This window comes from Chitinophaga vietnamensis, assembly GCF_902167635.1.
Lineage (GTDB): Bacteria > Bacteroidota > Bacteroidia > Chitinophagales > Chitinophagaceae > Chitinophaga > Chitinophaga vietnamensis.
In genome coordinates, this window is sequence record NZ_CABHMS010000008.1 from 350733 (window position 1) to 362383 (window position 11651).

Genomic DNA, 11651 nt, shown 5'->3' on the forward strand with positions numbered 1-11651 from the left:
AATTGCCAGATTAAAATGCCTATTATTACAGCACATTCATCACATTTGTACCCAACAGAACCATGGTCTATTTTACTGAAGAACAACAACGCGTCCTGAAAACCGCCTGGATACCTATACTACCTGCCCTCTTACTCAATGTGGTGGCTTTCCTCTTCCCCAGGGAATCAATGGTGGGAATGAGCTTACGAACGATTAACTACAGCGTCATGTCGATCCTGTTACTTTCATGGGAACTGGGAGTGCGCAGGGGGCCTGCCAAAGGGCTCGCGTTGTTGGGCATCTCGTCGCTGACCGTCTTTGTATTGACATGGCTGCCATTGTATCTCGGTTTTAGCAGCATTATCAATGTAGGGGGCCTACAGATTCCTTTACGGACCAGTTTTTTGATGATAATAGCAGCCAGGTATTTTCTGGTAAATACAACGCATAAATGGCCACTGATTCTTATCGGGACTGCTATACTGATGTTTATGCCGGAAGCAGTATGGCAGATCTACTTCATACTGGCGCCCTTCCCTGGTTCGGCGGATACACCGCTGGCTATCCCCTCGGGGCTCTATACAATAGTATATGCGTTCCAGTTATATACCGCCCTGTTCTTTCTGGAGAATTATCTGAATATACCTGGTTATATCAATAAGTTACGCTCAAAGATACAGGTACTCGGCAAAGCGGAATTTGCCTTGCTGTCGCTTGTAATGCTTTTTATCATCATGGGCGCCATGCTGATGTTGAACTACGCCATCAATGGCTGCTACCTGATTCTTTTCAGAAAGGGTACCGACGTGTTCTTTGGTCAAAAGGTGCCCCTGGTACTGATAAATGCTGCAGTATCCGCTTGCTGGCTGGTATTGGCAGCTTATTTCCTGCGTAATGTGGTAGTGGCCCGCAGCCTTACCATCCACATCGCCAATGATCTTTTTTATGTGTTGCACTATATTCCCGGATTGAATATCATCGCGCTCATCATCTCCTTATGTAGTCCGGAACGTAGTCAATCCATAGAAGAAAATGCGATGATATATTTGTACAGCCGCAAAACGGCCGCCAAAGTAGTGACCTTCATTGTCGCTATTCTGGCAGCTCTGGCTCGTTGTGCGTTTGTAATGAACGCCGGCTATGGTTATCTGAATGGATATATGATCGGTCTGGCAATCGTGCTGAGCCTGGCGAGCCTCTGTTTCCTGGCACTGGGTACGAGTTTTAAAGCGTTTATTTATATACTTGTCGGTTTCAATGTATTTGTGATATTGCTCATTCGCAATTACAGTGGCATATTTCAAGGGGTGTTCCTGTTTGCTACCTATGCGTACATGCTCTTTTATTTCCTCATGGAAACATTCCATGCGGAGCTGAGTGGCGAAGATGCGCTGGCAGCGCCGCTGGCCAATCGCGTGCCGGCATAATCAAACAAATTTTTTATCTTTTCAGCATGAGGGCAGTTATACAGCGCGTAAGCCGTGCATCCGTTACAGTAGATGGCAATGTAACCGGCGCTATCCAGATGGGATTGCTGGTGTTGCTGGGTATTGAAGACGCAGATACAATAGAAGATATACAATGGCTGAGCAGCAAGATCGTGAACCTGCGCATTTTTAACGACGATGACGGCGTGATGAACATTTCCGTGAAAGACGCGCATGGAGATATTTTGCTGGTCAGCCAGTTCACTTTACATGCTTCCACCAAAAAGGGCAACCGCCCTTCGTATATCCGTGCCAGTAAGCCGGATATAGCCATACCACTATACGAAAAGATGATCGCGCAACTGGAGCAGGATCTTGGAACCCGTATAGAGCGGGGGATCTTCGGCGCCGATATGAAGGTGGAACTGCTCAACGATGGCCCCGTTACCATCATCATTGATTCCCAGCACCGCGAGTAGCCTCAACTTGTCAGGTAACTTTAGCAGGAGGACAACGTTTCATAATAAATCACCTATATTATGATGCGCAACCTGATCTATTGTTTATTCCTCGCTGTGTTATGTAGCTGCAAGTCAAAAAAAGAAGAGGTTCAACCTTTCTCTAAATGTGATGAACCCATCACAAGGAGTTATTTCCGGCTGATCGACAAAAAAACAGGCGACAACCTGGTATCTGGCGCTCATGCGAAGATCAGCCCGGATAGTATCCATATCAGGATAAACGTAAAAGACTCTATAGGCGTACAGCTGATGAAGCCCGGCGATCTGATATACCTGCCTTCTTTCGGCGGACACGATACCCTTTTAATTACCACAGGAGGCAAATACTATGTGTTGCCCCTGGCGCTTAGCAGCGAAGCCATTGAATGTGGCGTACGTTTAAGCACTGCAATAGCCGGTGGCGATCCCGCCGTGCTGGTAGCGGATTCCATTGGATGCGTCAACATCCCCTTCAACCTTAATTAGTACACACTTTTAAACTCTCCACGTATATGAAACGCAACCATATTTATTGTTTGATCATCGTAATGCTATGTAGCTGCAAATCAAAAAAAGAAGAAGTAAAACCGCGCTGCGACTGCGACGTCATGGTCACAGAAGGATATTTCAGCCTGATGGATCAATACACCGGCGATAACCTCGTATTCGGCGCTCACGCGAAGATCAAACCGGATAGTATCTTTTACAAATTTGGTACAGACTCTATGAAAGTGTTCTGGGCCGGCCCTCCCGCCGCCCCGGCCGGTTTCATGCACCTGCCCTTCAACGGCGCCCCCGACACCCTGTTGATCAACACCGGCGGGAAACACTATGTGCTCTCCGTAGCCAACTATTGGAAGATGGTGGCCTGCTGTGAGCACCGGCTTATTTATGTAAGGATCAACGACAATACCACCCCCATCCTTGCAGATAGCACCGGGCGCGTTAATGTCCTTTTCAGCCTCAACTAAAACATCATAATAATATGCATATGCTCAAAACACTTGTCTGTAGCCTCTTGGGCGTGCTGCTGTTCACTGCCTGTAAAAAGAAAAACAAATCCGGCAGCAACTGCGACAGGGTAGAATGCCTGACGATCAACAGCCCTTTCAAATTCCGCCTGGTGGATGATAACGGGCATAACCTCACCTTTGGCAGCAATGCCTCCATCAGCCCCGATAGCATTACCCTGGCCCTGGCAGGGAACCTCCGGCTGAAACCCGCCGTAGTGGATTCTTTAAGCAATGATGGTTATTTCTATGCCAGCGTAGGCAACCTGTTGGGATACAGCGCATACCCCGCCCCTCTGCCACTGCGCATCGGCAGGGCCGGGCAGGAAGCCCGCATACTCGCACTGGGCATGGCTTTGAAGCCAAAGGATTGCTGCGATTTTTCCGCCACCGTCGTAAAAATCGACGATAAACCGGCAGACCTGCAACCAGATAGGACCGGCGCTGTTAACATACTCGTAAAATAGCAACTACCAATGTTTTCCGGCATTCGTTATCTTTAGGATAATAAAAACGTTGTTATCCATGACCATTAACGAAGCGCAGGAAAAAATCGATCACTGGATCAATACCACTGGTGTCAGGTATTTCAGCGAACTCACCAACATGGCCATCCTCACAGAGGAAGTAGGCGAAGTAGCCCGCGTAATGGCCCGCAAATATGGTGATCAGTCTTCCAAAGAAAGTGACTCCAAAAAAGAACTCGCCGATGAACTCGCCGATGTAATGTGGGTACTGCTCTGCATTGCCAACCAAACCGGTATTGATATGACCGTGGCCCTCGAGAAAAATTTCGAGAAGAAAAATATCCGCGACGCTACCAGGCATACCAGTAACGACAAGTTGAAATAAACAGCAGTAAAATGAACAAACCCTCCAAGATAAAGATCTACTGGCAGGTGCTGAAGCAATCCGGCAGTGATTTCATTGACGATAAAGTACTGAAGTTAAGCGCGGCCCTGGCCTATTACACGATCTTCTCCATCGCCCCCATGCTCATCATCATCATCTTTTTATGTGATCTCTTCCTGGGCAAAGAAGCGATAGAAGGCAGTGTATACGGACAGATACGCGGACTGGTAGGCAACGATGCCGCCATCCAGATACAGGCAATGATCCGCAACGCCACCCTCTCCACTGACGTGAGCTGGGCCACCATCGTAGGTTTCGTGACACTGATCATCGGCGGTACCGGGGTGTTTGCAGAGATACAGGATTCTATTAACTACATCTGGCGACTCAAAGCCAAACCTAAAAAGAATGGCTTGCTGAAAATGTTGTTCAACCGCCTGCTCTCCTTCTCGCTGGTAGTGAGCATGGGCTTTATTTTGCTGGTGTCGCTGGCCATCAACGGGCTGATGGAACTGCTCAACGAGCGCCTCCTGGCCGTTTTGCCGCAACTGGAGATCGTAACGGTATACATCACCAATATCATCATCACATTTGTGGTGATCACTGTTTTGTTTGCCATTATCTTCAAAGTGTTGCCAGATGCGCGTATCAAGTGGAGGGATGTAACCGTAGGCGCCGTCACCACCTCCATTTTATTCATGCTGGGGAAATTCGCTATCGGTTATTATCTTGGCGCCAGCAAGGTATCTTCCACCTATGGCGCCGCCGGCTCCATCGTGATCATCTTGCTTTGGGTGTACTATTCCGCCGCCATCCTGTATTTCGGAGCGGTGTTCACCCGGGTGTATGTACAGTATTTTGGTTCCCGTATCTATCCCAATGAATACGCCGTATTTATCAAACAGATAGAAGTAACCCATGAAGAAGAACAAAGGGTGACAGAAGGCTAAATCTCAAAATACCAAAATCATACAAATACAAAAATATTTAAATCCATATTTTCAAATTAGGCCTTTATCTTTGCGCCACTATGTCTACAGATCAGAATAAATTCCAGGCGATCATTTCGCATTGTAAAGAATACGGTTTTGTTTTTCAGTCCAGCGAAATTTATGATGGACTCAGTGCTGTATACGATTACGGTCAATACGGCTCCGAATTGAAGAAGAATATCAAGGACTACTGGTGGAAGAGCATGACCCAGCTGCACGAAAATATCGTGGGGATCGATGCTGCCATCTTCATGCATCCTACTACCTGGAAGGCATCCGGCCACGTGGATAATTTCAGCGATCCTATGATCGATAACAAAGACAGTAAGAAACGTTATCGCGTAGATCACCTGATCGAAGGGTATGCAGAAACGCTGCCACAGGCCGATGGCGACGCCCTGCTGGCCAGGATGGACGAACTGCTGAAAGAAAATGATTTCGCCGGGCTCAAAACATTAATTGAAGAGAATAAAATAAAATGCAGTGTAAGCGGTACCGTTAACTGGACAGATGTTCGTCAGTTCAACCTGATGTTCTCCACCCAGCTGGGTAGCGTTACTGATGAAGCCAGCGAAATATACCTGCGTCCCGAAACGGCACAAGGTATCTTCGTTAACTTCCTCAATGTGCAGAAAACCGGCAGGATGAAGATTCCTTTTGGTATCGCGCAGATCGGTAAAGCATTCCGTAACGAGATCGTAGCCCGTCAGTTCATCTTCCGTATGCGTGAATTTGAACAGATGGAAATGCAGTTCTTCATCCGTCCCGGCTCACAGAAAGAGTGGTATGAGAAATGGAAGGAAGAGCGTATGCAATGGCATCTCAGCCTGGGCACCGATCCTTCCAAATACCGTTTCAAAGATCACGTGAAACTGGCGCACTATGCCGATGCTGCGGTAGATATTGAATTTGATTTCCCAATGGGCTTCAAAGAAGTGGAAGGTATCCATTCCCGCACAGATTTCGATCTGAGCCAGCATCAGCTCTACAGCAAAAAGAAGATACAATATTTCGATACAGAGATCAATCAGAACTACGTACCTTATGTGATAGAAACCTCTATCGGCCTGGATCGTATGTTCCTGCTCGTAATCTGCAATGCTTACGAAGAGCAGGACCTGAGCACGCCCGAAAAGCCCGACAGCCGCGTAGTATTGAAACTGCCTGCGAAACTGGCGCCGGTTAAATTAGCCATCTTCCCGCTCACCAAAAAAGACGGTCTGCCGGAGCTGGCGCGTGAACTGATGAACAGCTGCATGCCTGCGTTCCACTGCTTCTATGAAGAAAAAGATGCGATCGGAAAACGCTACCGCCGCCAGGATGCGATTGGTACGCCATTCTGTGTAACTATCGATCATCAGACCAAAGAAGATGGTACAGTTACCATCCGCTACCGCGACTCCATGGAGCAGGAACGTGTACCCATGGCCGATGTGAAGCAATTGGTGATGAACAAGATATTCTAGCAACTCACTGATAGAAAGATTGCCCTTATTTAACGCGAAGACCAATTCGGTTCCCAGCCCTTGAAGCGCTCAAAGCGCTTCAAGGGCTACCATCGCAAAGATCATATGATCTTCGAATTGGTCTTCGCGTTAAATAAGGGTAATTTTTTTATTCGCACTCCTAACCATACAATTCCTGGTGAATAGATTTCCGGTCGTACCCCATAGCCTGGATACGCTGCTTGGCCTCGTCTATCATGGCTTTCCAGCCGCAGAGGAAAAAGTTAGCGGGCCGGCGATCGTGCAACATGGATTCATAAATGGCATGCACATATCCTTTATGCCCCTGCCAGTTTTCTTCGCGCGAGAGCGTAGGGATATACGTAAACCCGGGCCACTCGGCCTCGAGCTGTTTCAGTTCTTCTGCATAAAGCAGGTCTTTTTCATAACGGCAACCGAATATCAGGTTGATCGGTGCATGCTGGATATTATGCAGCCGCATATATTGGCTCATCGAACGGAAAGGTGCAATACCGGTGCCGGTGCAGATGAGGAACAGTTCTTTGTCTAACGGTTCCGGCAGTACGAAAACGCCCTGCGGGCCGCGGAGCAGCAGCTCGCTACCTTCCCGCACTTCATTGAACAGGTAAGTGCTGCCGGCGCCGCCTTCCAATAATACGATCACCAGCTCTATTACATTGGTACCATCCGGGTGAGAAGCGATGGAATAGCTGCGCCAGCGTTTGTTCTTCTTCTCGTGGATGGGCAGGTCCAGGGTAACAAACTGCCCCGGCTTGAAATCGAATTGCGTCACTTCCGGTATCTGTATCCAGAACCGCCGGGTGTTATAGGTGGCATCCACAATTTTAGTAACAATTCCGGTGTACCAATGATCATTCATGGTGGGAAGGTTTAACCATCTGAATTTAATTAAAAATTTTCGGATTTCTTGATTTTCGGATTTATGGATTTGTCGCGGATGCCACAAATCCGTAAATCCGTAAATCCGTAAATTCTCAAATCTTCCTTATCTTTGCATCCTTCATGAATTTACAGGCTGTATTACAACTTTATCAACGTGATCATCGCCTGCAGACGCTGGTGAAGGGGCTTCAACAACCCACCCCACAATACTTTCAGCTTTCGTCCCTGAGTGGGAGTGCATTAAATTTTGTGGCAGTGAGCACCTGGGCGCATGCAGATGTGAACCATCTCTTTATCCTGAACGATAAAGAGGAGGCAGCCTATTTTCAAAACGACCTGGAACAACTCTCCCAGGCACTTGATATCTTCTACTTCCCAGACTCTTTCAAGAAAACCGGTCAGTTCACAGACCTGAACAGCAGCCACAGTATGCTGCGTACAGAAGCGCTGATGAAATTCTCCGGACCCTCCGTGCATAAAAAGGTACTCGTTACCTATCCCGAAGCACTGTGGGAGAAAGTAGCCGGCAGCATGGCTTTCAGCGCCAATATGGTGCAGCTCAAAGTAGGCGACGTGCTCAAAGTGGACGCCCTCCTCGAACAACTCGTAGGATGGGGCTTTCATTATACCGACTTCGTATACGAACCCGGCCAGTACGCGTTGAGAGGCGGTATCCTCGACATCTACTCTTTCGGTAATGATAAACCTTACCGCATCGAGCTTTTTGGTGAAGATATCGACTCCATCCGTCTCTTCGATCCCGAAACACAGCTGAGCGAACGCAAACTCACGCAGGTAACGCTCATCGCCAATATGGACACCCGCGCCGCCGATCATACCAAATCCTCACTGGTAGAGTTCCTCCCGGAAAATACCATCGTATGGATGAAGGATCCCGGCTATGTCAAAGGCGTAGTGGAACAAATGGAAGAACGCCTCGACGATTTCCTGCAATCAGGACAGAAGGTAAGGATAGATGAAGATGAAGAGATGGAAATCAAAGCGGACGATTTCGTGAAAGCCGCCACCCTGCTGGATCAGCTGCTGAAAAGACATACCATCGTTTTCGGTAACAAAGACTGGCTCTCAGAAAATGGTTTCCGTTCCGATACGATCGTTTTCGATACACAGGAACAACCGGTGTTCAACCGTCAGTTCGAACTCCTGCTGAAAGATCTCACCAGTCACAACAACAATAAATATTCACTTTTTATATTCGCTGATAACCCGCGCCAGCTCGAACGTTTGCGCAGTATCTTCGAAGACCTCAAGGCAACATTCGTGTTCTATCCCATACCAGTGGCCATCAGCCACGGTTTCATAGATCACGCGCTTAAAATCGTTTGCTATACCGATCACCAGATCTTCCAGCGTTTCCACAAATCCAGGGTGCGACAAGCCTACAACAAGAACAAGGCGATCACCATGAAAACGCTGCGTGAGCTGCAATCCGGCGATTACGTTACCCACATCGATCATGGAGTGGGCGTGTACAGCGGCTTGCAGAAGATTGAAGTAGGCGGCAAAATGCAGGAAGCCATCCGCATTATTTACAAGAACAACGACCTCTTGTATGTAAATATCAACTCCCTGCACAAGATCAGCAAATACACCGGCAAAGAAGGCGTAGAGCCCCGCGTGAATAAACTCGGCAGCGATGCCTGGGACAAGCTGAAAGAAAAAGCCAAAACACAGGTAAAGGATATCGCCAAAGACCTCATACAGCTGTACGCTGTACGCAAGGCCCAGCAAGGGTTTTCACATACCCCCGATACCTACCTGCAAACGGAGCTCGAAGCATCCTTCATCTACGAAGATACGCCGGACCAGAGCAAGGCTACCGCCGATGTGAAACGCGATATGGAATCGCCCTCACCCATGGATCGCCTCGTGTGTGGCGATGTGGGCTTCGGTAAAACAGAAGTAGCCGTTCGTGCCGCCTTCAAATCCATCGTGGATGGCAAACAGGCCGCCGTGTTGGTACCCACTACCATCCTCGCTTTCCAGCACTATAAAACATTCTCCGAACGCCTCAAGGATTTTCCATGTACCGTGGATTATCTCAACAGGTTCAAATCTTCCAAAGAGAAAAAAGAGACGCTCAAAAAACTGGAAGAAGGAAAGATCGATATCATCATCGGCACGCATGCCTTGCTCGGCAAGGAAGTGAAGTTCAAAGACCTGGGCGTACTGGTGATCGATGAAGAACAGAAATTCGGTGTTTCCGCCAAAGAAAAACTGAAGCAACTCAAACATAACGTTGATACGCTCACACTAACGGCAACGCCTATCCCAAGAACGCTGCAGTTCTCGCTCATGGGAGCCCGCGACCTGTCTATCATCAATACGCCGCCGCCTAACCGTCAGCCTATTGAAACGGAAGTGCACGTATTCAACCAGGACCTGATCCGCGATGCCATCTACTACGAAACAGAGCGTGGCGGCCAGGTATACTTTATTCACAACCGGGTGAAAGGCCTCGCTGAAATGGCGGCGCTCATCCAGGGCCTCTGTCCTGATCTGTCCATCGCTACGGCGCATGGCCAGCTCGAAGGCCACCAACTCGAAGAGGTGATCCTCGATTTTATCGACCGCCGCTACGACGTGCTGGTATGTACCAACATCGTGGAAAGCGGTGTGGATATCCCCAATGCCAATACCATCATCATCAATAATGCGCATCACTTTGGGTTAAGTGATCTGCACCAGCTGCGCGGTCGTGTAGGCCGTAGCAACAAAAAGGCTTTCTGCTACCTGCTGGCGCCGCCTATGAGCACATTGCCGGCCGATAGCCGCAAACGCCTGCAAACACTGGAACAACACAGCGAGCTCGGAAGCGGCTTCCAGATCGCTATGCGCGACCTCGATATCCGTGGCGCCGGTAACCTCCTCGGAGGCGAACAAAGCGGCTTCATGGCCGAAATAGGTTTCGATATGTATCAGAAAATCCTGGATGAAGCCATCCGCGAACTGAAACAAAACGAATTCCGCGATCTCTTTAAAGAACAACTGGAAGAAAAGAAAGATTTCGTGAGCGACTGTACCATCGATACAGACCTCGAAATACTCATACCAGATACTTATATAGAAAGCATCCAGGAACGTTTGAACCTGTACCAGGAGCTGGATAATATCACCGAAGAAACCAGGCTGCAAGCCTTCGAAACCGAGCTGGCAGACCGTTTCGGCCCATTGCCTGAACCCGTGAAGGAACTCCTTACCATGATCCGCTGCCGTTGGATGGCCATCCAGCTAGGCTTCGAGAAAATGATGCTCAAAGAAGAAAACCTCCGCTGCTATTTTATCAATAACCCGGATTCTCCCTACTTCGAATCTCCTACGTTCAACCATATATTAACGTATATCCAAACCCGTACGAACAACGCCAAACTCAAACAAGTAGGTAAAAATTTCATGCTCGTGGTATCCCGTATCCGGCATATGAATGACCTGTACAACTTCCTCAAAGGTATCACCGACAGCAGAAAATAATTTTGCTATTTATTTATTTTATTATTTAGCTATTTGTAACTATTTAGCTATTATATCGTTATTTAAATTCTTACATCGAAAATAAATAAATCCTCAAATTTTTATGGAATCGCTTTTATCTCATGCATCATGAGGGTGTAAATCAAAACGGAAACAAAAATATTTTATCAGTAAAACTTCGACACATGAAAAAGGTAATGTTATTAGCCGCAGGATTATTCGTAGCCATGAGCAGCTTTGCACAAACGATAGATAGCAAACAGCCCGTAAAGAAAATAGAAGTGAACGGCTCTGCTGAAATGGAAATTACGCCGGATGAAATCTATCTCAATATCTCTCTGCGTGAATATCTCAACAAGAACAAAACAAAAGTGGATATCTCCACACTGGAAAAACAACTGGAAAAAGCCGTAAGCGATGCCGGTATTCCGAAAGAGAACTTCACTATCGAAAATGTATACGGCAACAATTATGAGATCTGGTATCTCCGCAAGAAGAAAGAACCGCAGGAATTTATGGCCCGCAAAGAATACCGCCTGAAGCTGAACAAGCTGGACAAGATCAACCAGGTGCTTGCCGCCGTGGATGCAGATGGTATCGAAAATGTGAAAGTGGCATCTTATACTTCCAGCAAAATGGAAGAATATCGCAAGCAGGTGAAGATCAAAGCAGTTCAGGCAGCTAAGGCAAAAGCAGAATATATGCTGGAAGCTATTGGCAACAAGATCGACAACGTTATTGAAATAACAGAGATCAGCACTGATAACTACTCCGATTTCAACCGCAACATCATGAGCAATGTAGCGATGTACAAATCTGCTGATGCCGTGGGCGGCGCCGCTGAATCTGATATCAGTTTCAAAACAATTAAAATCCGTGCAGAAGTAAGAACGGTGTTCGGGACCTGAACATCAAAGCTGGTAAACGTTTCCACACGATCACGCTTACTTACGATATCGTGAACCTTACCAACCTGCTGAACAAAGATTGGGGTATCCAGTACTTCTCACCCAACACTTTCAACTCT

General features: G+C 47.6%; 11 protein-coding genes. 10 read left to right on the top strand and 1 reads right to left on the bottom strand.

What is annotated here, in order from left to right:
- The first annotated feature begins 62 nt into the window (after window positions 1-62).
- The 8 genes from FPG75_RS21750 to FPG75_RS21785 all read left to right on the top strand — a co-directional run bounded on the left by FPG75_RS21750 (window position 63) and on the right by FPG75_RS21785 (window position 6229).
- A complete protein-coding gene (locus FPG75_RS21750) occupies window positions 63-1409 on the top strand; it encodes a hypothetical protein (protein WP_143309884.1) in 1347 nt (448 codons plus the stop codon).
- 26 nt (window positions 1410-1435) lie between these two features.
- A complete protein-coding gene (dtd, locus tag FPG75_RS21755) occupies window positions 1436-1888 on the top strand; it encodes a D-aminoacyl-tRNA deacylase (protein WP_143309886.1) in 453 nt (150 codons plus the stop codon).
- 60 nt (window positions 1889-1948) lie between these two features.
- Entirely contained in the window at window positions 1949-2395 is a 447-nt protein-coding gene (locus tag FPG75_RS21760) for a hypothetical protein (RefSeq protein ID WP_143309888.1), read from the top strand.
- 26 nt (window positions 2396-2421) lie between these two features.
- The gene (locus tag FPG75_RS21765; protein WP_143309890.1) at window positions 2422-2880 is read left to right on the top strand and encodes a hypothetical protein; all 459 of its coding nucleotides are present in this window, start codon (window positions 2422-2424) and stop codon (window positions 2878-2880) included.
- A gap of 20 nt (window positions 2881-2900) precedes the next feature.
- Entirely contained in the window at window positions 2901-3386 is a 486-nt protein-coding gene (locus tag FPG75_RS21770; protein WP_144695892.1) for a hypothetical protein, read from the top strand.
- Window positions 3387-3444: 58 nt separating this feature from the next.
- Window positions 3445-3771, top strand: coding sequence for a nucleotide pyrophosphohydrolase (locus FPG75_RS21775; RefSeq protein WP_143309894.1), 327 nt, complete (start codon window positions 3445-3447; stop codon window positions 3769-3771).
- An 11-nt stretch (window positions 3772-3782) separates the two neighbouring features.
- Entirely contained in the window at window positions 3783-4721 is a 939-nt protein-coding gene (locus FPG75_RS21780; protein ID WP_143309896.1) for a YihY/virulence factor BrkB family protein, read from the top strand.
- Between the two features lie 80 nt (window positions 4722-4801).
- Window positions 4802-6229, top strand: coding sequence for a glycine--tRNA ligase (locus FPG75_RS21785; protein WP_143309898.1), 1428 nt, complete (start codon window positions 4802-4804; stop codon window positions 6227-6229).
- A gap of 160 nt (window positions 6230-6389) precedes the next feature.
- Here the strand turns inward: FPG75_RS21785 and FPG75_RS21790 are convergent, their stop codons facing one another.
- The gene (locus tag FPG75_RS21790; protein ID WP_143309900.1) at window positions 6390-7109 is read right to left on the bottom strand and encodes a ferredoxin--NADP reductase; all 720 of its coding nucleotides are present in this window, start codon (window positions 7107-7109) and stop codon (window positions 6390-6392) included.
- A 143-nt stretch (window positions 7110-7252) separates the two neighbouring features.
- Here FPG75_RS21790 and mfd point away from each other — a divergent pair, with 143 nt between their 5' ends.
- Window positions 7253-10624, top strand: a complete 3372-nt coding sequence (mfd, locus tag FPG75_RS21795) for a transcription-repair coupling factor (RefSeq protein WP_143309902.1) — start codon at window positions 7253-7255, stop codon at window positions 10622-10624.
- Window positions 10625-10809: 185 nt separating this feature from the next.
- The gene (locus tag FPG75_RS21800) at window positions 10810-11532 is read left to right on the top strand and encodes an SIMPL domain-containing protein (protein ID WP_143309904.1); all 723 of its coding nucleotides are present in this window, start codon (window positions 10810-10812) and stop codon (window positions 11530-11532) included.
- The last annotated feature ends 119 nt before the right edge of the window (window positions 11533-11651 follow it).

Bases quoted from the DNA above. Each gene is read 5' to 3' on its own strand.
- FPG75_RS21750 (WP_143309884.1), top strand. From the start codon at position 63: ATGGTCTATTTTACTGAAGAACAACAACGCGTCCTGAAAACCGCCTGG.
- dtd (WP_143309886.1), top strand. From the start codon at position 1,436: ATGAGGGCAGTTATACAGCGCGTAAGCCGTGCATCCGTTACAGTAGAT.
- FPG75_RS21760 (WP_143309888.1), top strand. From the start codon at position 1,949: ATGATGCGCAACCTGATCTATTGTTTATTCCTCGCTGTGTTATGTAGC.
- FPG75_RS21765 (WP_143309890.1), top strand. From the start codon at position 2,422: ATGAAACGCAACCATATTTATTGTTTGATCATCGTAATGCTATGTAGC.
- FPG75_RS21770 (WP_144695892.1), top strand. From the start codon at position 2,901: ATGCTCAAAACACTTGTCTGTAGCCTCTTGGGCGTGCTGCTGTTCACT.
- FPG75_RS21775 (WP_143309894.1), top strand. From the start codon at position 3,445: ATGACCATTAACGAAGCGCAGGAAAAAATCGATCACTGGATCAATACC.
- FPG75_RS21780 (WP_143309896.1), top strand. From the start codon at position 3,783: ATGAACAAACCCTCCAAGATAAAGATCTACTGGCAGGTGCTGAAGCAA.
- FPG75_RS21785 (WP_143309898.1), top strand. From the start codon at position 4,802: ATGTCTACAGATCAGAATAAATTCCAGGCGATCATTTCGCATTGTAAA.
- FPG75_RS21790 (WP_143309900.1), bottom strand. From the start codon at position 7,109: ATGAATGATCATTGGTACACCGGAATTGTTACTAAAATTGTGGATGCC.
- mfd (WP_143309902.1), top strand. From the start codon at position 7,253: ATGAATTTACAGGCTGTATTACAACTTTATCAACGTGATCATCGCCTG.
- FPG75_RS21800 (WP_143309904.1), top strand. From the start codon at position 10,810: ATGAAAAAGGTAATGTTATTAGCCGCAGGATTATTCGTAGCCATGAGC.